This window comes from Streptomyces sp. NPDC057253 (genome assembly GCF_042669125.1).
Classification (GTDB): domain Bacteria; phylum Actinomycetota; class Actinomycetes; order Streptomycetales; family Streptomycetaceae; genus Streptomyces.
Map to the genome: position 1 here is coordinate 43,740 of NZ_JBHUXV010000046.1, position 24,883 is coordinate 68,622.

General features: G+C 70.7%; 13 protein-coding genes. 4 read left to right on the forward strand and 9 right to left on the reverse strand.

Annotated features, from left to right (window positions below; translation table 11 throughout):
* Positions 1-76: 76 nt before the first annotated feature.
* The 3 genes from ACFULQ_RS24705 (at position 77) to ACFULQ_RS24715 (ending at position 6,892) form a co-directional block, all read left to right on the forward strand.
* Positions 77-4,972, forward strand: coding sequence for an ATP-dependent helicase (locus tag ACFULQ_RS24705; RefSeq protein WP_383547237.1), 4,896 nt, complete (start codon positions 77-79; stop codon positions 4,970-4,972).
* Positions 4,973-5,243: 271 nt separating this feature from the next.
* Entirely contained in the window at positions 5,244-6,095 is an 852-nt protein-coding gene (locus ACFULQ_RS24710) for an Fpg/Nei family DNA glycosylase (RefSeq protein WP_383547239.1), read from the forward strand.
* 32 nt (positions 6,096-6,127) lie between these two features.
* Positions 6,128-6,892, forward strand: a complete 765-nt coding sequence (locus ACFULQ_RS24715; protein ID WP_383547241.1) for an SDR family NAD(P)-dependent oxidoreductase — start codon at positions 6,128-6,130, stop codon at positions 6,890-6,892.
* A 403-nt stretch (positions 6,893-7,295) separates the two neighbouring features.
* Here the strand turns inward: ACFULQ_RS24715 and ACFULQ_RS24720 are convergent, their stop codons facing one another.
* The 9 genes from ACFULQ_RS24720 to ACFULQ_RS24760 form a co-directional block, all read right to left on the reverse strand.
* The gene (locus tag ACFULQ_RS24720; protein ID WP_383547243.1) at positions 7,296-7,550 is read right to left on the reverse strand and encodes a hypothetical protein; all 255 of its coding nucleotides are present in this window, start codon (positions 7,548-7,550) and stop codon (positions 7,296-7,298) included.
* Between the two features lie 351 nt (positions 7,551-7,901).
* Positions 7,902-8,282: a helix-turn-helix domain-containing protein gene (locus ACFULQ_RS24725; protein WP_007385114.1), complete on the reverse strand. Its 381-nt coding sequence runs from the start codon at positions 8,280-8,282 to the stop codon at positions 7,902-7,904.
* A 109-nt stretch (positions 8,283-8,391) separates the two neighbouring features.
* Positions 8,392-8,937 carry a CinA family protein gene (locus ACFULQ_RS24730; RefSeq protein ID WP_383547245.1) on the reverse strand — a complete coding sequence of 182 codons (546 nt, stop codon included), beginning with the start codon at positions 8,935-8,937 and terminating at the stop codon, positions 8,392-8,394.
* Positions 8,934-9,800, reverse strand: a complete 867-nt coding sequence (gene pgsA / locus ACFULQ_RS24735) for a CDP-diacylglycerol--glycerol-3-phosphate 3-phosphatidyltransferase (RefSeq protein WP_383547247.1) — start codon at positions 9,798-9,800, stop codon at positions 8,934-8,936. The genes ACFULQ_RS24730 and pgsA overlap by 4 nt, the downstream gene beginning before the upstream one ends.
* The gene (gene rimO / locus ACFULQ_RS24740) at positions 9,797-11,290 is read right to left on the reverse strand and encodes a 30S ribosomal protein S12 methylthiotransferase RimO (RefSeq protein WP_383547248.1); all 1,494 of its coding nucleotides are present in this window, start codon (positions 11,288-11,290) and stop codon (positions 9,797-9,799) included. Before rimO ends, pgsA begins: the two co-directional genes overlap by 4 nt.
* Positions 11,291-11,396: 106 nt before the next feature.
* Positions 11,397-12,233 carry a helix-turn-helix domain-containing protein gene (locus ACFULQ_RS24745; protein ID WP_383547250.1) on the reverse strand — a complete coding sequence of 279 codons (837 nt, stop codon included), beginning with the start codon at positions 12,231-12,233 and terminating at the stop codon, positions 11,397-11,399.
* 245 nt (positions 12,234-12,478) lie between these two features.
* Entirely contained in the window at positions 12,479-15,199 is a 2,721-nt protein-coding gene (locus ACFULQ_RS24750) for a DNA translocase FtsK (RefSeq protein WP_383547251.1), read from the reverse strand.
* 140 nt (positions 15,200-15,339) lie between these two features.
* A complete protein-coding gene (locus ACFULQ_RS24755; protein ID WP_383547253.1) occupies positions 15,340-16,020 on the reverse strand; it encodes a two-component system response regulator in 681 nt (226 codons plus the stop codon).
* Between the two features lie 244 nt (positions 16,021-16,264).
* Positions 16,265-21,736 (reverse strand): HAMP domain-containing protein, encoded by a 5,472-nt coding sequence (locus ACFULQ_RS24760; protein WP_383547255.1) that lies wholly within the window; start codon positions 21,734-21,736, stop codon positions 16,265-16,267.
* Positions 21,737-22,132: 396 nt separating this feature from the next.
* Between ACFULQ_RS24760 and ACFULQ_RS24765 the strand changes: the two genes are divergently transcribed.
* On the forward strand, positions 22,133-24,883 hold a 2,751-nt coding region (locus ACFULQ_RS24765; RefSeq protein WP_383547257.1), incomplete at its 3' end, for a SpoIIE family protein phosphatase.

The following is a 24,883-nucleotide window of genomic DNA, read 5'->3' on the forward strand; positions in this document are numbered from 1 at the left end:
CCGCACAAGACCACGAACCCCCAGGCCAGCCCCGCTGTCAGCCCCCGTTGTCAGACCCAAGGTGCACGATGGACCCATGGCCAGCCCAACACCCCCACCCCTGAACCACTTCTCCCCCGCAACCCGCGCCTGGTTCACGCATGCCTTCGACGCCCCCACCACCGCCCAGTCAGGCGCCTGGCAGGCCATCGCAGAGGGCTCCGACGTGCTGGTCGTAGCCCCCACCGGCTCCGGCAAAACCCTCGCCGCCTTCCTCGCCGCCCTGGACCAGCTCACCTCCACACCCCCACCCGCCGACCCCAAGAAGCGCTGCCGAGTCCTCTACGTCTCCCCCCTGAAGGCCCTCGCCGTCGACGTGGAGCGCAACCTCCGCAGCCCCCTCACCGGCATCCGCCAGGAATCCGTCCGCCTGGGCCTGCCCGAACCCGAGGTCAAGGTGGGCATCCGCTCGGGCGACACCCCCGCCGCCGAGCGCCGAGCCCTGTCCACCCGCCCCCCGGACATCCTGATCACCACGCCGGAATCCCTGTTCCTGATGCTGACGTCGGCGACCCGCGACGCGCTCACCGGCATCGAGACAGTGATCCTCGACGAGGTCCACGCCGTGGCCGGCACCAAGCGCGGCGCCCACCTGGCCCTCTCCCTGGAGCGCCTGGACGAACTCCTCCCGAAGCCGGCCCGCCGCATCGGCCTGTCCGCCACGGTCCGCCCGGTGGACGAGATCGCCCGCTATCTCTCCCCGCACCGCAAGGTGGAGATCGTCCAGCCGAAGTCGGGCAAGGAGTTCGACCTCTCGGTCGTGGTCCCGGTGGAGGACCTCGGCGAACTCGGCGGCTCCCCGGTCGCCGACGCCAACGACGGCGGCGGCAACGCGGAACGCCCCTCGATCTGGCCCCACGTCGAGGAGCGCATCGCCGACCTCGTCCAGTCCCACCGCTCCACGATCGTCTTCGCGAACTCCCGCCGCCTCGCGGAGCGCCTCTGCAACCGCCTCAACGAGATCGCCTACGAGCGGGCCACCGGCGAACCCCTGGAGGAACACCACGCCCCCGCGGAGCTCATGGGCGGTTCGGGCGCGGCCCAGGGCGCACCCCAGGTCATCGCCAGGGCCCACCACGGCTCGGTCTCCAAGGAACAGCGCGCCCTGGTCGAAGAGGACCTGAAGGCAGGCCGCCTCCCCGCGGTGGTGGCCACCTCCAGCCTCGAACTCGGCATCGACATGGGCGCCGTCGACCTCGTGGTACAGGTCGAATCACCCCCCTCGGTGGCCTCCGGTCTGCAACGCGTCGGCCGCGCCGGCCACCAGGTCGGCGCCGTCTCCACCGGCGTGGTCTTCCCGAAGTACCGCGGCGACCTGGTCCAGGCGGCGGTCGTCACCGAGCGGATGCGCACCGGCTCCATCGAGTCCCTCAAGGTCCCGGCGAACCCCCTGGACGTCCTCGCCCAGCAGCTGGTCGCGATGACCGCCATGGACACCTGGCAGTTCGACGACCTCCTCGCCAGCGTCCGCAGGGCGGCCCCCTTCGCCGCCCTCCCCGAGTCCGCGTTCACCGCGGTCCTGGACATGCTCGCCGGCCGCTACCCCTCCGACGCCTTCGCCGAGCTGCGCCCGCGCGTGGTCTGGGACCGCATCGCCGGCACCGTCACCGGCCGCCCCGGCGCCCAGCGCCTCGCCGTCACCTCCGGCGGCACCATCCCCGACCGCGGCCTCTTCGGCGTCTTCCTCGCCGGTTCCGACCCCAAGAAGGGCGGCGGACGGGTCGGCGAGCTGGACGAGGAGATGGTCTACGAGTCGCGCGTGGGGGACGTCTTCACGCTCGGCACCAGCTCCTGGCGCATCGAGGACATCACCCGCGACCGCGTCCTGGTCTCCCCCGCCCCCGGCGTCCCCGGCAGGCTCCCCTTCTGGAAGGGCGACCAGCTGGGGCGCCCCCTCGAACTGGGCCGCGCGGTGGGCGCCTTCCTCCGCGAGGTCGGTTCGCTCCCCAAGGAAGACGCCCGCCTGCGCCTCCTCGCGGCGGGCCTGGACGCCTGGGCGGCCGACAATGTCCTGTCCTACCTCGACGAGCAGCGCGAGGCCTGCGGTCACATCCCGGATGACCGCACCATCGTCGTGGAGCGCTTCCGCGACGAGCTCGGCGACTGGCGGGTCGTCGTCCACTCCCCCTTCGGTGCCCAGGTCCACGCCCCCTGGGCCCTGGCCCTCGGCGCCAAGCTCTCCGAGCGCTACGGCATGGACGCCCAGGTCATGCACGCCGACGACGGGATCGTGCTCCGGCTGCCGGACGCGGACCTGATGAGCCTGGACCTCCTCGACCGGGAGCCGACCGGGATCGGCACGGAGTACGACGCGGAGCAGGCCCCCGTCGGCGCCGCGGACGTCGTCTTCGACAAGGGCGAGGTCGACCAGATGGTCACCGACCAGGTCGGCGGCTCGGCCCTGTTCGCCTCCCGCTTCCGCGAGTGCGCCGCCCGCGCGCTCCTGCTCCCCCGCCGCAACCCCGGCAAGCGCACCCCCCTGTGGCAGCAGCGCCAGCGCGCCTCCCAACTGCTCCAGGTGGCGAGCGAGTTCGGCTCGTTCCCGATCGTCCTGGAGGCGGTCCGCGAATGCCTCCAGGACGTCTTCGACGTCCCGGGCCTCGTGGAGCTGATGGGCGACCTGGAGTCCCGCAAGGTCCGCCTGGTCGAGGTCACCACCCCCGAGCCCTCCCCCTTCGCCCGCTCCCTCCTCTTCGGTTACGTCGCCCAGTTCCTCTACGAGGGCGACTCACCCCTCGCCGAGCGCCGCGCGGCGGCCCTCTCACTGGACTCCCGGCTGCTGGCTGAGCTCCTCGGCCAGGCGGAGCTCAGGGAGCTGCTCGACGCAGAGGTGCTGACCGAGCTGGAGCGGGAGCTCCAGTGGCTCACCGAGGACCGCCGCGTCAAGGACGCCGAGGGAGTCGCGGACCTCCTGCGCGTCCTCGGCCCGCTCACCGACGCGGAGCTGGCCGAGCGGGGCGCCGAACCGCAGTGGGCGCAGGACCTCGCCCGAGCCCGCCGCGCGATCAGGGTCCGTGTCGCCGGCGCCGACCACTGGGCGGCGATCGAGGACGCGGGCCGCCTGCGCGACGCCCTCGGCACCGCCTTGCCGGTCGGTGTCCCGGAGGCCTTCACCGAGCCGGTCAAGGACCCCCTCGGTGACCTTCTCGCCCGTTATGCCCGCACCCACGGCCCGTTCACCTCGGCAACGGTCGCGGCCCGCTTCGGCCTGGGCACGGCGGTCACCGAGGGCGCGTTGCAGCGGCTCGCCGCGAGCGGGCGGGTCGTACAGGGAGAGTTCCATCCGGCGGGCATCGGCCAGGAGTGGTGCGACGCGACCGTGCTCCGCCGTCTGCGCCGCCGCTCCCTGGCCGCCCTGCGCCACGAACTCGAACCGGTGCCGCCGCCGGCCCTCGCCCAGTTCCTCCCGCAGTGGCAGCACATCGGCAAGGGGCACTCCCTGCGGGGCATCGACGGCCTGGTGCGGGCGGTCGAGCAGTTGCAGGGCGCGTCCGTGCCCGCCTCCGCCCTGGAGAAGCTCGTCCTGCCGTCGCGCGTCACCAACTACACCCCGGCCATGCTCGACGAGCTCACCGCCGCCGGAGAGATCGTGTGGGCCGGGGCGGGCGCGCTCCCCGGCAAGGACGGCTGGGTCTCCCTCTACCTCGCGGACGCGGCCCCGCTGCTCCTGCCGTCACCCCACCCCCTGGAGCTGACGGCACTCCACCAGTCCGTCCTGGACGCCCTCGCCGGCGGCTACGGCCTGTTCTTCCGCCAGATCGCCGACCAGGTCCGCGCCACCACCCACCCCGACGCCACCGACCCCCAACTGGCCGACGCCGTATGGGACCTGGCCTGGTCCGGCCGCCTGACCAACGACACCCTCACCCCCATGCGCGCGCTGCTGGGCTCGGGCCGCACCGCGGGCTCCACCGCCCACCGCGCCAAACGCAGCATCCCGCGCGGCCGCTACGGCTCCCTCACCGCCGCGGCCCGCACCGCCTCACGCACCGGCCCGCCGACGGTGGCCGGCCGCTGGTCCCTCCTGCCCGCCCACGAGTCCGACCCGACGGTCCGCGCCCACGCCCTCGCCCGCACCCTCCTCGACCGCCATGGAGTGGTCACCCGCGGAGCGGTCGCGGCGGAGGGCGTGGAGGGCGGCTTCTCGGCGATATACCGCGTCCTGTCCGCCTTCGAGGACAGCGGCCAGGCCCGCCGCGGCTACGTGGTGGAGGGCCTGGGCGCCGCCCAGTTCGCCATGGACGGAGCGGTGGACCGCCTACGAGCGGTCGCCAACGCCCGCGACCGAGGCGAACCCCTCCCGCCCACCACCCCGGAAACCCCCGACACCCTCACCGACCCGGGCACCACCCCCGCCCCCGAGGACTTCGACTGGGCAGACGCCTTCGGCCCCTTCGACCCTGACCACACCCCGGCTTCCCCGGCCTCCCGCGACGAGTACATCTCCCCGCGGGACTACCCCCCGCCCGCCTCGCCGGACCAGTACTCCCACCTCACGCCCGGCTCAGGCTTCGGCAACCGCAGGCACCACACCGCCGACGCGTCCCGAGCCGTAGTCCTGGCCGCCGCCGACCCCGCCAACGCCTACGGCGCCGCCCTCCCCTGGCCCGATCCCCCGACCGAGGCCCGCCACAAGCCGGGCCGCAAGGCCGGCTCCCTGGTCGTCCTGGTGGACGGCGAGCTGACGCTCTATATGGAGCGAGGCGGCAAAACCCTCCTGGCCTGGCCCTCCACGCCCGACACGAACCCCACCGACGACCCCCGCCTGCGCACGGCAGCCGAGTCCCTGGCGGCAGCAGCCAAGGCCGGCTCCCTGGGCACGGTGACAGTGGAACGCATCAACGGCACCCCAGCCCTGACCTCCCCCACAGGCACCCTCCTGGAATCAGCGGGCTTCATCGCCACCCCCCGAGGCCTCCGCCTCCGCGCCTGAGCTCAAGAGAACACGCCCGCCAGCCCTCCGCTCCAGGAAGACCCGCACCCCGACGCCCTCCCCACCTCGCAGCGCCCAGGACGACCCGGCGCCGCCTGCCCTACGCCCCCGAAACGACCACGCACCCGCACCCGCCAACGGCGACAACCCCCACAAGGGCCACCCGCACCCGACCACGAAACCCGCACGGGTGGTGCGGGTGGGAACCCCCAAAGGCCGAAGGCGAAGCCGAGGCCGACCCCCACCCCACCCCGCATGCCACCCTTGACCCATGCCCGAAGGAGACACCGTCTGGCAAGCCGCGAGACGCCTGCACGAAGCCCTCGCCGGCAAACCCCTCACCCGCAGCGACCTGAGAGTCCCGAAATACGCCACCGCGGACCTCACAGGCCGCCACGTCCTGGACGTCACCCCCCGCGGCAAACACCTCCTCACCCGCATGGAAGGCGGCCTAACCCTCCACTCCCACCTCCGCATGGACGGCGCCTGGAAGGTGTACGCCAACAACCAACGCTGGACCGGCGGCCCCACCCACCAGATCCGGGCGATCCTGGGCACGGCCGACCGCACAGCCGTCGGCTACCGCCTCCCCGTCCTGCAACTCCTCCGCACCACCGACGAACACAAGGCCGTCGGCCACCTCGGCCCCGACCTCCTGGGCCCGGACTGGAACCCCGAGCGCGCCTTGGCGAACCTCCTCCAGGACCCCGCCCGCCCCCTCGGCGAGGCCCTCCTCGACCAGCACAACCTCGCCGGCATCGGCAATGTCTACAAGTGCGAGCTCTGCTTCCTGCTAGGCGCCACCCCCTGGCTCCCGATCGGCGCCCTCCCCGCCGACCGCACCGCCCACCTCCCCACGCTCGCGAAGAAGCTCCTGGAGGCCAACCGCGACCGCCTGATCCGCACCACGACGGGCCGCCGCGGCCAGGACCTCTTCGTCTACGGCCGCGCCCCGCGCCCCTGCCTGCGCTGCCACACCTCCATCCGGGTCGCCGACCAGGGCGACGGCTCCCGCGACCGCCCCACCTACTGGTGCCCCCACTGCCAGACCGGCCCGGCCCCGGGCCCCCACCGAGGAGCACCGAGCGGACACCCCGGAACCTCACGCCGTACGACCAATTGACGCTCCGTCAGAAACCCTCGTACGGTCGCTCCATGGCCGTCAGCGCGTACGACCTCACCGGACGCACCGCGTTCGTCACCGGCGCGGCGAGTGGTATCGGCCGCGCGTCCGCCGTCCTGCTCGCCGAGGCGGGCGCCACCGTGCACTGCGCGGACCGCGACGAGAAGGGCCTGCACAAAACGGCGACCCTCATCAAGGACGCCGGCGGCACCGCGCACACGCATCCGCTGGACGTCACCGACCGCGAGCAGCTCCGGCGGGCCATCACCTCCTGCGAGCGCCTGGATGTCCTGGCCGCGATCGCCGGGATCATGCACAGCAGCCCGGTTCTGGAGACGAGGGACGAAGACCTCGACCGCGTCCTGAACGTCAACTTCAAGGGAGTGCTGTACGCCTGCCAGGAGGCGGCCCGCCTGATGATCGCGCAGGGAACCAAGGGCAGCATCGTCACGATGGCCTCGGGAGCCGTGGACACCGGAGGCCCCGGCCTGCTCTGCTACGGCGCGGCCAAGGCGGCGGTGGTCCAGCTGACGAAGACCCTGGCCACGGAGGTGGGCCGCTACGGCATCCGGGTCAACGCGGTCGCCCCGGGCTGGATCCGCACCCCCATGACCGACCGCCACGACGAGGATGCCCAGGCCCACACCGAGGCCCTCATGTCCCGCATGTCACCCCTCAGGCGAGTAGGCGAACCGGAGGACATCGCCCACGCAGTCCTCCACCTGGCCTCCAACGCCGCATCCTTCACCACGGGCCAGATCCTCCGCCCGAACGGCGGAGTAGCAATGCCCTGGTAACGGCAACGAGGCTCCCCGACCCGATCCACACCATGCGACCCACATCCGCCCCCAGCGCCCTCTCCATCAATCCCCCAAGCTCCCCGGCCAGGCCCCACACCCATCCGATCCGGATCCGCCCCCTGCGCCCCCTTCACCACCCCCCGGCCCCCTCGTCCGACCGGCCCCGGCCGACTCCGACGGCAGCCGCGAAGAGCCGCCGGCCCTCATCCCGGTCACCCGTCCGCCCACCCCGTTCAGGGTGGACCCCGGCGAAGGCGGCAACCTACACGGCCGTCAGCGCCCCGGCCGCCTTCCTCCTACCGACCCCCGCCCTCGCTGGTCGTCGGATCCCCCTCCCGCCCGACCGCGTCGCTCCTCGCCACCCCGACCACGTCAGCACTCCGACCGCCCTACCCCGCGCTCAACCACCGCCCCCGCCCCTACCGGCCTCCCTCCCCGCCCCCCAAGCCCGACGCCACCGCCCCGCCCCCAGCGCCCCCAAAGCCCGCCCCTTAGGCACACAGTGCACCGGCAACAGACTCAGCCCCCACCCCCCGGCCGCCACCGCCCCTTCAAGCACCCCGGCGTCCGGCGCCAGCACCAGCCGTGCCACGGCCCACCACCACAGCACCCCGAGCCCGAGAGCCACCCCCCGGCACACTGTCGGCCCCGCCATGCAGCCACCTCCAGCCCGGACGCTAGACCTCCGCTTCACCCACGGGGGAGGGCGCACCCCAGGCACACAGACGCACCGAAACGCCCACCGTCACCAACACACGACACCGCCCGGCACACACGCCCGGAGCCCGACACAGCACCGCCCGGCACACGCACCCGGAGCCCGACACAGCACCGCCCCGACACACCGACCCGAAGCCCGGCACCCAGCACAGCGCACGCGCCACCGCTCCAACATGCACGAAAACCCCGACCGGCGCCTCTCCAGATCAACCGGAGAAGCCCGTCCGGGGCCTCGCACACTTCTTCTCAGCGCGCTGTCAGCACATGCTCACACCAGCCGTGAGCGTCACGCCGCGACGACGTCCACCGCTTCGCTGGGCGCCTTGATGGTCACCCGTTCCGGTGGCACACCCTTGACCGAGACGGAACCCAGCATCGGGCGCACCGGCGCCGGTACGGGCTCGCTGGGGGTGGCCGCAGCAGACTGGGCCAGCTCGGCGAGGGCGAGCTCGTCGCTCACTTCCCGCATGAGCTCGGACATCCGTACGTCCAGCGCGTCGCAGATCGCGGAGAGCAGCTCGGAGGAAGCCTCCTTCTGCCCCCGCTCCACCTCGGAAAGATAGCCGAGTGAGACTCGGGCGGACGAGGAGACTTCGCGCAGAGTACGGCCCTGGCGTTGGCGCTGCCGACGCAGCACGTCACCCAGCAGGCGACGGAGCAGAATCATCGGTGGCTCCCTCCTCGGACCGCGTAGCCGCATCCTTCACGCCCCACCGTACCGCCTTGCGCCGCGGCCGTGCGGGGAGCGATGTCGTGTTCACTCAGGGCTGCAAACATCAAAACCCCCCGTTCCGTTCCGTATCCTGTGCCCGCTCATTCCCGGTCTGTTCGCCCGTAAGCTCTTCCAGGAGCAAAGCGAGTACGCTCCGTACACTCTCCATACGAATTTCCGCGCGGTCGCCGTTCAACCGCAGTGCGGTCACTTTCCCGCCACCGATTGCCGCGGAAGCGCCCGCGGAGGGACCGTCGACAGCCACGAAAACCGTTCCGACGGGCTTGCCGTCCTGTGGCTCCGGGCCCGCGACCCCGGTGGTCGCGATGCCCCAGTCGGCGCCGAGCGCCTTGCGCACTCCGGCCGCCATCTGGGCCGCGACCTGCGGATCCACCGCACCTCGCTGGTCCAGCAGGGTGGCGTCGACACCCAGCAGCTCATGCTTCAGTTCGGTGGCGTAGGCCGTCACCGAACCCCGGAACGCTTGGGACGCCCCGGGAGCCGCTGTGATTTCCGCCGCAACCAGCCCGCCGGTGAGCGACTCGGCGACCGCGAGCGTCTGACCCTTCACGGTGAGTAGTCGCACCACTTGGGCGGCCGGGGAATTCACGCTTCCGTCTCCTCCAACGCCGCCTCGCGCTCGGCGATTCCCTGCCTGCGCAGCACAATGGCCTGTCTCACATAGTCGAGCCCGGTCGCGACGGTCAGCACGACCGCCACCGCCATCACCCAGAACCGCGCGGTGGCCAGCCACCCCGTCAGCATCAGGATGTACATCCCCACGGCGATCCCCTGGCTGAGCGTCTTGAGCTTGCCGCCGCGGCTCGCCGGGATCACGCCGTACCGGATGACGAGGAAACGCAGCAGGGTGATGCCGAGTTCCCTGCCGAGGATGACGATCGTCACCCACCAGGGCAGGTCGCCGAGCCCGGAGAGACAGATCAGCGCCGCTCCCATGATCGCCTTGTCGGCGATGGGGTCGGCGATCTTCCCGAAGTCGGTGACGAGGTTGTAGGTGCGGGCCAGGTGACCGTCGAACAGGTCGGTGATCATGGCGATCGAGAAGGCGGCCCAGGCGAAGGAGCGCCATGCGGGGTCGTGCCCGCCGTCGGCCAGCATCAGGGCGACGAAGCCGGGCACGAGGACCAGCCGGAGCATGGTCAGCAGATTGGCGATGTTCCAGACGCTGGCCTGGTTGACGGCCGCGGCCGCGATCTTCTTGCCGCGCGGGGGCCTCGCGCCGGAGCCGCCGTCGGTGTCCTCCGCGTCCGGGGCCACCCCGGGCACCACGGTCGCCCCGGGGAGGACGGCCGCAGCGGCCACCGCACTCGCCGACGCCTCAGCGGCCGTACCGGAGACCGCGTCCGAAGGAGTGCCGGGGCCCGCTCCGGAAGCGGTACCGGGGACATCGCCCACCGGCCCGCCCTTCGCGGCGGAGGGGCCACCCGCGGCGGACGCCGGAACTCCGGTCATCTGCCCGCCTCCTCACTACACGCGAGCGAGCCGTCGAGCGGCTCGGCCACCAGGTCGACACCTTCCGTACCGACCACCTTCGCCTCGACCATACGACCGACGCTCAGACCTTCGCCGCTCGTGAGCAGCACCTGGCCGTCGGTCTCGGGCGCCTGGTGCGCGCCACGGCCGTACACGCCGTCCTCGTCCACCGACTCGACCAGCACGTGCACGGTCTCGCCGACACGCTCCTCGGCGCGCTGCGAGACGAGTTCCTCGGCGAGCCTGGAGACCCGCGCCATCCGCTCGGCGACGACGTCCTCGTCCAGCTTGTTCTCGTACGTCGCCGCTTCGGTGCCCTCCTCGTCGGAGTACCCGAAGACGCCGATGGCGTCCAGTCGCGCGCCGTTCAGGAACCGCTCCAGCTCGGCGAGGTCGGCCTCGGTCTCGCCGGGGAAGCCCACGATGAAGTTGGAGCGCACGCCGGCCTCGGGAGCCTTGCCGCGGATGGTGTCGAGGAGCTCCAGGAAGCGGTCGGTGTCGCCGAAGCGGCGCATCGCGCGCAGCACGTCGGGGGCGGAGTGCTGGAAGGAGAGGTCGAAGTAGGGCACGACCTTGGGCGTGGAGGTCAGCACGTCGATCAGGCCGGGGCGCATCTCGGCGGGCTGGAGGTAGCTCACGCGGACGCGTTCGAGGCCGTCCACCTCGGCCAGCTCGGGCAGCAGGGACTCGAGCAGACGGATGTCGCCGAGGTCCTTGCCGTAGGACGTGTTGTTCTCGGAGACCAGCATGATCTCCTTGACGCCCTGCTCGGCCAGCCAGCGGGTCTCGTTCAGCACGTCCGAGGGGCGGCGCGAGATGAAGGAGCCGCGGAAGGACGGGATGGCGCAGAAGGAGCAGCGCCGGTCGCAGCCGGAGGCGAGCTTCACCGAGGCGACCGGGGAGCCGTCCAGACGGCGGCGCAGGGGCGCACGGGGGCCGGAGGCCGGCGCGAGCCCCTCCGGCAGGTCGGCGGGGGCAGGAGTCTCCGCCACGGCCGGACCGTGGCCCGGCAGGGCGACGGACGCCGCCGACTCCTGACGCTGGGCCGGGCTGATCGGCAGCAGCTTGCGCCGGTCGCGAGGGGTGTGCGCGGCGTGGATGCCGCCGCTGAGGATCGTCTGCAGGCGGTCGGAGATGTCGGCGTAGTCGTCGAAGCCGAGCACGCCGTCGGCCTCGGGGAGGGCCTCGGCGAGGTCCTTGCCGTACCGCTCGGCCATGCAGCCCACCGCCACGACGGCCTGGGTTCTGCCGTGTCCCTTGAGGTCGTTGGCCTCCAGGAGGGCGTCGACGGAGTCCTTCTTGGCGGCCTCGACGAAGCCACAGGTGTTGACGACGGCGACGTCCGCGTCGGCGGCGTCCTCCACGAGATCCCAGCCGTCCGCCTCCAAACGGCCTGCGAGCTCCTCCGAGTCCACCTCGTTACGGGCGCAGCCAAGGGTGACGAGTGCGACGGTACGGCGTTCAGGCATGGGCTCAAGACTACTTCGTCCCACTGACACCCCACGTCGAAGGGGTTGGCCGATCTTGGCCAACCCCTTCGCGGTGAAACCGAACGCGGCGAAACCGAACAGATCCTCAGCCGACCTGCGGGTCGCCCTTCGTGTAGGTCAGGCGCTCCACGGCGCCGGGCTGCCAGTCCTCGTCGATCTTCTTGCCGTTCACGTACAGCTGGATGGCCCCGGCGTCGCCGAGGACGAGGTTGATCTTCTCGCTGTCCTGGAAGGTCTTGGAGTCGCCCTGCTGGAGCAGTCCGTCGAAGAGCTTGCGGCCGTTGTGGTCCTTGGCGAGGATCCAGCTCTTGCCGTCGGCGGCGCTGATCTGCACGGTCACCTTGTCCTGGGGCGCCGCGGCGATGGCGCTGTCGGACGGCGTCGGCTTCGGGTCCTTGGCGGGCTTCTCGGACTTGGGCGTCGGGGCCTTGGTGGTGGCGGGCGTGGTGCCGTCGGCCACCTGCGTCGTCCCGCCGTCGTCGCCGCCCTTGAAGGCGGTGAACCCGACGAAGCCGACCACGGCGACGATCGCGGCGACCATGGCCGCGGTCCAGTTGGGTCCCCGGCGCTCGGGACGGATGCGTTCCGCCTCGAACAGCGGGGCGGCCGGGGTGGGGGCCGGACGTCCGCCGCCGTGATCGGCGGCGTACTGGTCCAGCAGCGGAGCCGGATCCAGATGGACGGCCTTGGCCAGGGTCCGGATGTGGCCCCGGGCGTACACGTCGCCACCACAGGGGGCGAAGTCGTCCGCCTCGATGGCGTGCACGATGGCGATGCGGACCCTGGTGGCGTTGCTGACGTCGTCGACGGTCAGCCCGGCCGCGATCCGCGCCTGTTTCAGGGCGTGGCCGACGGAGAGGCGGGCTTCCTGCCGGTCGTCTTCGAACGGACGCTCGTCTTCAGGGGAGTTGCCGATGGACACGGGGGCGCCTTTCGAGCGTTTGAGCCACCTGTGCTGAGGGTTCAGTCTAGGGGGGGTACGAAAGGGTGGGGCAACCGGGCGGTAGGACTTTGTACGCCATCGGTATGGCCGGACACGCCGATGGTGGGGCAGCAGCTTTTCGCTTCCCTCAACTTGACGTGCGGCGAAGGGAAACGGTTGCTCAATGATCCCTTACGGGTGAGTCACGATCGAACATCGGTGGCCGCACCCGTTTCGGGCTCCCCTCAAGCCTCCCCGCGGATCACCGCGAGCACTCCGTCCAGCTCGTCAGCCTTCACAAGAACATCACGAGCCTTGGAGCCCTCGCTCGGTCCGACGATCCCCCGGGACTCCATCAGGTCCATCAGCCGCCCGGCCTTCGCGAACCCGACCCGCAGCTTGCGCTGGAGCATGGACGTCGATCCGAACTGCGTGGAGACGACCAGCTCGGCCGCCTGGCACAGCAGATCGAGGTCGTCGCCGATCTCCTCGTCGATCTCCTTCTTCTGCTTCGTCCCTACGACGACGTCGTCCCGGAAGACCGGCGCCATCTGGTCCTTGCAGTGCTGGACGATCGCCGCGACCTCGTCCTCGGTCACGAAGGCGCCCTGCATACGGGTGGGCTTGTTGGCGCCCATCGGCAGGAAGAGCCCGTCGCCCTTGCCGATCAGCTTCTCGGCGCCCGGCTGGTCGAGGATGACCCGGGAGTCGGCGAGCGAGGAGGTGGCGAAGGCGAGCCGCGAGGGCACGTTCGCCTTGATCAGACCGGTGACGACGTCCACCGACGGCCGCTGGGTGGCGAGCACCAGATGGATGCCGGCCGCGCGCGCGAGCTGGGTGATGCGCACGATCGCGTCCTCGACGTCCCTGGGCGCGACCATCATCAGGTCGGCGAGCTCGTCGACGATCACCAGCAGATACGGGTAGGGCTGGAGCTCGCGCTCACTGCCCTCGGGCAGCTTGACCTTGCCGTTCCTGATGGCCTCGTTGAAGTCGTCGATGTGCCGGAACCCGTACGCGGCCAGGTCGTCGTACCGCAGGTCCATCTCGCGTACGACCCACTGGAGCGCCTCGGCGGCCCGCTTCGGGTTGGTGATGATCGGTGTGATCAGGTGCGGGATGCCCTCATAGGCCGTCAGCTCCACCCGCTTGGGGTCGACGAGGACCATGCGGACGTCCTCGGGCGTGGCGCGCACCATGATCGAGGTGATCAGGCAGTTGATGCACGAGGACTTACCCGAACCGGTGGCTCCGGCGACGAGCACGTGCGGCATCTTCGCCAGGTTGGCCATCACATAGCCGCCCTCGACGTCCTTGCCGAGCGCGACCAGCATCGGGTGCTCGTCCTCGGCGGCGGCCGCGAGCCGCAGCACGTCACCGAGGTTGACCATCTCCCGGTCGGTGTTGGGGATCTCGATGCCGACCGCGGACTTGCCGGGGATCGGGCTGATGATCCGCACGTCCGGGCTGGCGACGGCGTAGGCGATGTTCTTGGCCAGCGCGGTGATCCGCTCGACCTTCACGGCGGGTCCGAGCTCGACCTCGTAGCGTGTGACCGTCGGCCCGCGCGTGAAGCCGGTGACGGCGGCGTCGACCTTGAACTCGGTGAAGACGTTCGTCAGCGACGCGACTATGGCGTCGTTGGCCGCGCTGCGCGCCTTGCCCGGGCCACCGCGCTCCAGGAGGTCGAGCGAGGGCAGCGCATAGGTGATGTCACCCGACAGCTGGAGCTGCTCCGCGCGCGCGGGCAGCTCGCTCGGCGCCTCGGGAGCCGGCTTGGTGAGGTCGGCGACCTCGACCTTGAGCTTCTCCTGCTTGGGCTTCGCGTCCTGCTTGGGCCGTGCGGCGGGCACCGGTGTGGGCACCGGGGTCGTCTCCACCCGGTCGCCCACGCTCACGCCCTGGGTGAGGTCGGCGACCAGCGGCGAGGGCGGCAGGCCGTGCATGACCACGCCGTCCAGGTCTGCGGCGGCGGCCGCGGCGATGTCCACGGCGTCCATCTGCCGGTCCATCGCGGGCTGCGGCACCGCGGAGCGCCTGGGGCGGCCACGACGCTGCGAGAGGGCCTCCTGCTCGGCGCCGTCGGGGTCGTACGACTCGGGCGCGGGCCCGCGCCTGCGACCGCGCGCGGGCAGCGCCTCGCGCCACTGCTCGTCGTAGCGCTCGTCGTCCTCGGAGAGGTCGTCCCCGCCCGGGTCGGGCAGGATCCCGAGCCGCACCCCGAGCTCCCGCAGCCGCCGCGGGATGGCGTTGACCGGGGTGGCGGTGACGACGAGAAGGCCGAAGACGGTCAGCAGCACGAGCAGCGGTACGGCGAGTACCTCGCCCATGGTGTACGTCAGCGGGGTAGCCGCTCCCCAGCCGATGAGGCCGCCGGCGTCCCTTATGGCCTGCATGCCGTCGCTGCGGGCCGGCGAGCCGCACGCGATGTGGACCTGGCCGAGCACACCGATCAGGAGCGCCGACAGGCCGATCACGATCCGGCCGTTGGCCTCGGGCTTCTCGGGGTGCCGGATGAAGCGGACGGCGATGACCGCGAGCAGGATCGGCACGAGGAGGTCGAGCCGGCCGAAGGCGCCCGTCACGATGATCTCGACGAGGTCGCCGACGGGACCGCGCAGGTTGGACCAGGTGCCGGCGGCGACGATCAGGCCGAGGCCGAGCAGCAGGAGGGCCACGCCGTCCTTCCGGTGTGCGGGGTCGAGGTTCTTCGCGCCCTGCCCTATGCCGCGGAACACCGCGCCGACGGCATGGGCGAGACCGAGCCAGACGGCGCGGATGAGCCGGAGGACGCCACCGGTGGGACTGGGCGCGGGCCGCGGCGGCGCGGCCTTCTTCGCGGGGGCTTTCCTGGCGGCAGCCTTCGCCGGGGCCTTCTTGGCAGCGGCCTTCTTCGCCGGACCCTTCGCGGGAGCGGCAGCCTTCTTGGCGGGCTGCTTCTTGGCTGCGGAGGGACGTGAGGCCATGGGTGTGAGATTACCGGTGGAGAAGGCAACGGACACGTGTGCCCGGTGCTTCACCCGTTCGTGTCGCTTCTGGAGAGGCGCGGAACTGACGCATGCCGGAGGAGCAGGTGAATTGACGGATGCTCACCGGCGGTCCCGCGTCAGCTCTGCGAGGACACCGAGGAAGTGGGCCCGGTCCCGGGTTCCAGCGCGTCCAGCGCCCGCCGCAGCCCCGTGAGTTTGCGTTCGAGATGGGCCGCGGTGGCCACCGCGGCCGCGTCCGCGGACTCGTCGTCCAGTTGCTTGGACAGCGCCTCCGCCTGCTCCTCGACCGCCGCCAGGCGCGCCGACAGCTCGGCGAGCAGACCGGCCGGCTCCTTGGCGTCACCGACCGCGGCCTTGCCACCGCCCTCCAACTGGAGCCGCAGCAGCGCCGCCTGCTCTCGCAGCTGGCAGTTCTTCATGTAGAGCTCGACGAACACGGAGACCTTCGCGCGCAGCACCCACGGGTCGAAGGGCTTGGAGATGTAGTCCACCGCGCCGGCCGCGTAGCCCCTGAAGGTGTGGTGCGGTCCGTGGTTGATCGCGGTGAGGAAGATGATCGGGATGTCCCGGGTCCGCTCCCGCCGCTTGATGTGCGCCGCGGTCTCGAAGCCGTCCATGCCCGGCATCTGGACGTCCAGCAGAATCACCGCGAAGTCGTCCGTGAGCAGCGCTTTGAGCGCTTCCTCCCCGGACGATGCCCGCACCAGTGTCTGATCGAGCGCGGAGAGGATGGCCTCCAGCGCCAGCAGATTCTCCGGCCGGTCATCGACCAGGAGGATCTTGGCCTTCTGCACCATGGCCCGCCCTCCTCGCCCCGGATGTGCACCGGGTGCCGCCCCTGGGGACGACTCCCTTTCGCCGCCCGTCCTTGTGCCGGTCATCGTAGCCGCACCCTGTCTGTCGCCACACCCTGTCACCGCGATGTCACTGTGCACGTAGCACGAACGAAGCGGGAGACCAGAAGGTTCCCCGAATCCCGTAGTTCTACACGGCGTCGGGCACACTCAGTCAGCAACTCCGCGTGAACTTCGCTGATTCCCATCACTCCCCCCGCATCCACTGTTCCATCACCGACAGCAGATGATCGGGATCGACCGGCTTGGTCACGTAGTCGGAGGCGCCCGACTCGATCGCCTTCTCCCGGTCGCCCTTCATCGCCTTCGCGGTCAGCGCGATGATCGGCAGCCCCGCGAACTGCGGCATCCGGCGGATCGCCGTCGTCGTCGCGTAGCCGTCCATCTCCGGCATCATGATGTCCATCAGGACGACCGCCACGTCCTCGTGCTGCTCCAGGACCTCGATGCCCTCACGGCCGTTCTCCGCGTAGAGCACCGACAGTCCGTGCTGTTCGAGGACGCTGGTGAGCGCGAACACGTTGCGGATGTCGTCGTCGACGATCAGCACCTTCTCCCCGCCGAACCGGATGCCCCGGCGCGGCTGCGGCGCCGTCTGGTGCTCCACCGCCGACCACTGGTCCGGCTGTCCGATCCGCTGTTCGAGGGCGGGCGCGGTCCTGCGACGGCGCCGGAACAGCGCCGCGGCGCCGTTCTGCGTCTCCTGGTACGACTTCACCTCGGCCGGCGTCTCGACCTCGGTGCCGGACAGCCCGTTCTCCGCCCTGGACGCCACCAGATCGCCGGCCTCCAGGGCGGGCATGGACTGCTGGTAGCCCTGCGGCGGCAGTTCGCTGGGGTGCAGCGGCAAATACAGCGTGAAGGTCGATCCGCGGCCCGGCTCGCTCTGCGCGTGGATCTCACCGCCGAGCAGCTGCGCGATCTCCCGCGAGATCGACAGCCCGAGACCGGTGCCGCCGTACTTGCGGCTGGTCGTGCCGTCGGCCTGCTTGAACGCCTCGAAGATCACCCGCATCTTGCTGGCCGCGATACCGATGCCGGTGTCGGTCACCGAGAACGCGATCAGGTCGGCGTCCGCGTCACGCAGCGAACCGGCCTCCAGCAGCTGCTCCCGGATCGCCACCGGCACATCCCGCCCGGCGGGCCTGATGACCAGCTCGACGGCCCCGGAGTCGGTGAACTTCACCGCGTTGGACAGCAGGTTGCGCAGCACCTGGAGGAGGCGCTGCTCGTCGGTGTGCAGCGTGGCGGGCAGCTCGGGCGAGACCCGTACGGACAGGTCCAGCCCCTTCTCCGCGGTCAGCGGCCGGAAGGTGGCCTCCACGTAGTCCACGAGCTGCACGAGCGCGATACGCGTCGGGGAGACGTCCATCTTGCCCGCCTCGACCTTAGAGAGGTCGAGAATGTCGTTGATCAGCTGGAGCAGGTCGGAGCCCGCCCCATGGATGGTCTCGGCGAACTCGACCTGCTTCGGGGTGAGGTTGGAGTCCGCGTTGTCGGCGAGCAGCTTGGCGAGGATCAGCAGCGAGTTGAGCGGCGTACGCAGCTCGTGCGACATGTTGGCCAGGAACTCGCTCTTGTACCGCATCGATACGGCCAGTTGCTCGGCGCGCTCCTCCAGGACCTGCCGCGCCTCCTCGATCTCGGTGTTCTTCACCTCGATGTCGCGGTTCTGCTGGGCCAGCAGCTCGGCCTTCTCCTCCAGTTCGGCGTTGGACGCCTGGAGGGCCTTCTGCCGGTTCTCCAACTCCGCCGACCGCTCCCTGAGCTGCTCGGTGAGCTCCTGCGACTGCTTCAGCAGCACCTCCGTCTTGGTGTTGACGGAGATGGTGTTGACGCTGGTCGCGATCATCTCGGCGATCTGGTTGAGGAAGTCCTTCTGGATCTGCGTAAAGGGGGTGAAGGAAGCCAGCTCGATGACACCGAGCACCTTGCCCTCGAACAGCACCGGGAGGACGATCACTTGCGCGGGCGGCGCCTCTCCGAGACCGGAGGAGATCTTCAGATAGCCGCTGGGCGCGTTCTCCACCAGGATCGTGCGCTTCTCCTCGGCGGCCGTCCCGATGAGCGCCTCACCCGGCCGGAACGACGTCGGCATGGAGCCCATCGAGTAGCCGTACGACCCGAGCATCCGCAGTTCGTACTGGTCCTCTGCCTCGGCGCTCATGTCCTTGCCGTCCAGGAGCGGCATCGCGACGAAGAACGCGCCGTGCTGCGCGGTCACCACCGGGGTCAGCTCGCTCATGATCAGCGAGGCCACGTCCTCCAGGTCCCGGCGGCCCTGCATGAGCGCCGAGATACGGGCCAGGTTGCCCTTGAGCCAGTCCTGCTCCTTGTTGGCGATCGTGGTGTCGCGCAGGTTGGCGATCATCTTGTTGATGTAGTCCTGGAGCTCCTGGATCTCGCCGGACGCGTCCACGTCGATCTTCAGGTTCAGGTCGCCCCGGGTCACCGCGGTCGCCACGCGCGCGATGGCGCGCACCTGGCGGGTCAGGTTTCCTGCCATTTCATTCACGGACTCGGTGAGGTCGCGCCAGGTGCCGTCGACGTCCCGCACGCGTGCCTGTCCGCCGAGCTGTCCTTCGGTACCCACCTCGCGGGCCACTCGGGTGACCTCCTCGGCGAAGGAGGACAGCTGGTCGACCATCGTGTTGATGGTGGTCTTCAGCTCCAGGATCTCGCCGCGGGCGTCGATGTCGATCTTCTTCGTCAGGTCACCCTTGGCGATGGCCGTGGTCACCATGGCGATGTTCCGCACCTGACCGGTCAGGTTGGACGCCATCTGGTTCACCGACTCGGTGAGGTCCTTCCAGGTGCCGGCCACACCGGGCACCCGCGCCTGCCCGCCCAGGATGCCGTCCGTGCCCACCTCGCGGGCCACCTTGGTGACCTGGTCGGCGAACGAACTCAGCGTCTTCACCATGGTGTTGAAGGTGTCGGCGAGCTGCGCGACCTCGCCGCGCGCCTCGATCGTCACCGTCCGCGTCAGGTCACCGTTGGCGACTGCGTTCGCGACCTGGGAGATGTTGCGCACCTGCATGGTCAGGTTGTTGGCCATCAGGTTCACGTTGTCGCTGAGGTCCTTCCAGATGCCCGTGACACCCGGAACCCGCGCCTGGCCGCCCAGCTGGCCCTCGGTGCCCACCTCACGGGCCACCCGGGTCACCTGCTCGGCGAAGGACGACAACTGGTCGACCATCGTGTTGACGGTGGTGACGAGTTCGAGGATCTCGCCCTTGGCGTCGACGGTGATCTTCTTGGAGAGATCGCCCTTGGCGACCGCGGTGGTGACCTCGGCGATGTTGCGCACCTGAATGGTCAGGTTGTTCGCCATGAAGTTCACGGACTGCGTGAGGTCCTTCCAGGTGCCAGAGACACCCTGCACCTCCGCCTGGCCGCCGAGGATGCCCTCGGTGCCCACCTCACGGGCCACCCGCGTCACCTGGTCGGCGAAGCTGGAGAGCTGGTCCACCATCGTGTTCAGGGTGTTCTTCAGCTCCAGGATCTCGCCCCGGGCGTCCACGTCGATCTTCTGCGACAGGTCACCCCGGGCCACCGCGGTGGCCACCTGGGCGATGTTCCGGACCTGGGCAGTAAGGTTTCCTGCCATTCCGTTCACGGAGTCGGTCAGGTCCCGCCACACACCGGCGACGCCGGGTACCTGCGCCTGTCCGCCGAGACGGCCCTCGGTACCCACCTCGCGGGCCACCCGGGTCACCTGGTCGGCGAAGGCGGAGAGCTGGTCGACCATCGTGTTGATGGTGTTCTTCAGCTCCAGGATCTCGCCCCGGGCGTCCACGTCGATCTTCTGCGACAGGTCACCCCGGGCCACCGCGGTCGTCACCTGGGCGATCTGCCGCACCTGGGAGGTGAGGTTGCCACCCATGAAGTTGACGGAGTCGGTGAGCTCCTTCCAGGTTCCGGAGACCCCGGGCACGACGGCCTGCCCGCCGAGGCGCCCCTCGGTGCCCACGTCCCGGGCCATCCGCGTCACCTGGTCGGCGAAGGCGGACAGCTGGTCGACCATCGTGTTCACGGTGTTCTTCAGCTGGAGCATCTCGCCGGAGACGTCCACGGTGACCTTCTGCGACAGATCACCGTTGGCCACCGCCGTCGTCACCTGGGCGATGTTCCTCACCTGTCCGGTGAGGTTGCGGAACGCGGTGTTGACGGAGTCGGTGAGGTCCTTCCAGGTACCGGCGGCCCCGGGCACCTGCGCCTGACCGCCCAGCTCACCCTCGACGCCGATCTCGCGCGCCACGCGCGTGACCTCGGCACCGAACGCCGACAGCTGGTCCACCATGCCGTTGACGGTGTTCTTCAGCTCCAGCATCTCGCCGGCCACGTCCACGGTGACCTTCTGCGACAGATCACCGTTGGCCACGGCCGTGGTCACCGCGGCGATGTCCCGCACCTGGGTGGTGAGGTTCCGGAAGACCGTGTTCACCGAATCGGTGAGGTCCTTCCACGTCCCCGCCGCACCCGGCACGTTCGCCTGCCCGCCGAGCTGTCCCTCGGCACCGACCTCGTTGGCCACGCGCGTGACCTCGTCCGCGAAGATCCGCAGCGTCTCGGTCATCTGGTTGATCGTGTCGGCGAGCTGCGCGACCTCGCCGCGTGCGGAGACCGTCACCTTCTGCGACAGGTCACCACTGGCGACCGCGGTCGTCACCTGGGCGATCCCACGCACCTGGGCCGTCAGGTTGCCGGCCATCAGGTTCACCGAATCGGTGAGGTCCTTCCACACACCGGCCACACCCGGCACCTGCGCCTGGCCGCCGAGCTCACCCTCGACACCCACCTCGCGCGCGACGCGGGTCACCTCGGAGGAGAAGGAGGAGAGCTGGTCCACCATCGTGTTGACGGTGTTCTTCAGCTCCAGCATCTCGCCGGCCACATGCACCGTGACCTTGCGGGACAGGTCACCCTTGGCGACCGCCGTGGTCACCAGGGCGATGTCCCGCACCTGGGCCGTCAGCCGGTAGGCCATCGTGTTGACGGACTCGGTCAGGTCCTTCCAGGAACCCGACATGCCCCGCACGCGTGCCTGCCCGCCGAGCTTGCCCTCGGTGCCGACCTCACTGGCCACCCGCGTGACCTCGTCGGTGAAGGTCGAGAGCTGATCGACAAGGTTGTTTACAGTCCGCCCGACCTTCAGGAACTCCCCGCGCAGCGGATGCCCCGTCCCGTCCGGCGCCTGGGTCCTGAGCTCCATGCGGGGCGACAGATCGCCCTCCGCGACCGCCGAGAGCACCCGGCCGACCTCGGAGACGGGCCGTACGAGATCGTCCACCAGCGCGTTGGAGGCGTCGATGGCGGCCGCCCAGGAGCCCTCGCAGGCACCTGTTTCCAGCCTTTCCGTGAGCTTGCCCTCACGGCCCACCATGCGCCGCACCCGCGACAGCTCACCCGTCAGGTGCAGATTGCGGTCGGCCACCTCGTTGAAAACAGCCGCGATCTCCGACATCACGCCGTCGCCGGACACCGTGAGCCGCTTGCGGAAGTTTCCGTCCCGCATGGAGACCAGCGCGGCCAGCAGCCGGTTCAGGGCGGCTGTGTCCACCGCGGTGGTCCCATTGCGTGGTTTGCGCTGGTTGCTCGGGGACTGTCCGCCTTTCGCGCGCGTCTCAGTGCCCCGCGTCGCTGCGCCAGACTCCACTGTGTCCCTCCCGCAGGGGTCGACCGTTACTGCTGTGCTCGGGTGGTACCGCGCGGCATACCGGTTGCTGCCGCGTGCTCCTGCTTACTACAGCGATATTTCAACCGGGCGTGCAAAGCCGCACCACGGGCTGCTGCCCGCCTCACGCGGTAGGCACTCGGCCTGCCCGAACCTTCTTCAGGAGCCTGCCCAGTGTTTCACCCTGGTTGAACCCGGCCATAACAGTTCGGCAGCTTCGCACATCGTCCGCACACCCTCCGGACGGAAACACTGCAGACCGGCATCCGCACGACCGTCGAAGGTAAGTAACCTTGCATGCGGCTGTCCAGCCGAGCCGGTCCGTCCGGCCTGGGCGGTGGCACGAGCACGAGCGGGCATCGGAGGGCGGCCGCACACATGACCACCGGACTGATCCCCGGGGGACAGAACCCGGACCCCAGGCCGACGGGCGGTCTGCCGCAGCAGCGGCACCAGCCGGTCGGCCAGGCAGCCCTGCACGTCGACAACCGGTCGAGGAGTTCTGTGATCACCGCGCGCGCGGCCGCCAGCTTCGAGCCCGTCGGACGATCGGTGGCGACAGCCCGGTCCTTCGTCCGCGACACCCTCCAGGGCTGGGGCTTCGCCGACATCGTCGACGACGCGGTCGTCCTGACCAGCGAACTCGTCACCAATGCCGTCGTCCACGCGGGCACCTCCGCGGACGTTCTGTGCCTGCGCAGTGACGAAGGTGTACGGATCGAGGTGGCCGACCGCTACCCCGAGCGCGAGATCCCCCTCCAGGGCCAGGCCGTCACCATGGGCAACCTGGACCGCGAGGGCGGCCGCGGCCTCCAGCTCTGCGCCGCGCTCGCCAGCCGCTGGGGCGTCGAGTACACCCCCACCCACAAACAGGTCTGGTTCCGGCTCGACCTCCCCGAACGCCCGGTCGGCACCCGTACGGCCGGTCCGTCACTGCCCGCCGACCTCCTCCCGCTGGCCGACGGCCGCGTCCGCGTCGCCGTCGTCCAGATCGACCGCACCTGCGCCATCACTTCGTGGAACGAGGACGCCGAGGAGCTCTTCGGTTACGCCGCCGAACAGGTGATCGGCAAGCCGCTCACCGACCTCGCGGCCTGGCCGCACACCCCCGGCACCGGCACCGGCATCGCCGAGGCCCTCCAACTCTCGCGCTGGGAAGGCAGTTACGGCATCAGGGCCGCCAACGGCCGCGTCACTTCGGTGTACGCCTCCCACCTGCGCGTCCGCGACACCGGCGGCGAGCCCTCCACGGTCTGCCTCCTGGTCCGTGACCACGAACGGGCCGTACTCCAGACCCCGTTGCGCGTCGCCGCCTCCGACACCACCTCGTCCTCCGACGGCCAGAGCACCGACCCCTTCGAGGTGTTCATCGGCTCCCCCGCCCCGGACGACCTCGACGGCCTCCTCCAGCGCACGGTCGAACGCGCCCGGGACATGCTCGACGGCGACTCCGCCTTCCTGCTCCTCGCGACCGACGACGAGACGGAGCTGGAGGTCCGCGCCTCCACCGGCCTGCCCTCCGCCCGCCAGCGCTTCGCGCGCGTGCCCGTCGAGGCGGGCCCCGGCCGGTACGGCTCCGCCCGCATGCCGGCCGTCCACGACGACCTGTCGGCCGTTCCGGGCGCCGTACCGCTCCTGAACGGCACCGGGATGCGCTCGGTCGTCACCGTCCCCCTGAAGGTCGAGGGCCGCCTCACCGGCTCCCTGGGCGTGGCCGCGGAAGCCCCCGGCAGATACTCCAACGAAGAGGCCCTGCGCCTCCAATTCGCTGCCGACCGCATCGCGTTGGCCGTCGAGTCGGCCCGCCTGGGCGAGCTGGAGCGCCTGCGCCGCGGCTCCCTGAGCTTCCTCGTCGAGGCGTCCGACCTCCTCGCGGGCACCCTGGACCGCGACCAGACGCTGGCTCTGATGGCCCAGATGACCGTCCCGACCCTGGCCACCTGGTGCGCGGTCTACACGATCGCCGACCAGGCCTCCGAGCCCTATCTGTCGTACGTCCTGCACGAGGACGAGGAACTCATCGACGGCATCAAGTCGTTGCTGTCGAAGGTCCAGCCCCCGGACCCGGTTCCCACGCCGGGCGCCCGCGTCTGGTCGGCCCCCGGCGAGGCCGCCCACCAGGCGGCCCTGCGCAGCTCCATGCGCAGCCTCGGCCTCAGCGGCGCCCCCACCCACCAGCTCGCCTCCGGAATCGGCCCCACGCTCGCCACAGCCTCCGCGGTGGGCGGCGAGACCGTCGTGCTCCCCCTGGTCGCCCGCAACCGCGTCATCGGCATGCTGACCCTCGGCAAGCCCACGGACGAACACTTCCGCCAGGAAATCCTGGAACTGGCCGAGGACTTGAGCCGCCGGGCCGCCCTCGCCCTGGACAACGCCCGCCTCTACTCCGAGCGCACCGCGATCAGCCAGTCCCTCCAGCGCAGCCTCCTGCCCCCCGAGCTTCCCGAGATCGACGGCGTCGAGGTCGAGGTCATCTACCGCGCGGCCGGCGAGGGCAACGAGGTCGGCGGCGACTTCTACGACGTCTTCCCCATCAGCGACGGCGCCTACGGCTTCGCCATCGGCGACGTCTGCGGTACGGGCCCGAACGCGGCGGCGGTCACCGGCCTCGCCCGGCACGCCCTGCGCCTCCTCGCCAGGGAGGGCCTGAGCGGCCCCGCGGTCCTGGAGCGTCTGAACTCCGCGATCCTCGACGAGGGAGCCCGCAGCCGCTTCCTGACCCTGCTCTACGGCGAGTTGTGGCCACAGGAGGACGGCAGCGCCCACCTGAAGGTCGTCTGCGCCGGCCACCCGCTCCCGCTCCGCCTGCGCCAGGACGGCACCGTCGAACCGGCCGCCGAACCCCAGCCGCTCCTCGGCGTCATGGAGGACCTGGAGCTCTACGAGCAGGCGGTCACCCTCGACCCGGGCGATGTCCTCCTCTGTGTCACCGACGGCGTCACGGAACGCCGGGAGGGCACCCGCATGCTGGGCGACGACGGCCTCGCGGACGTCCTGACCACCTGCACGGGTCTGACGGCCGGCGCGGTCGCGGCCCGCATCATGCGCGCGGTCGAGCGCTTCGCCTCCGACGCCCCGTCCGACGACATGGCGATCCTGGCGATGCGCGTCCCGGGCCTCCACAAGGAC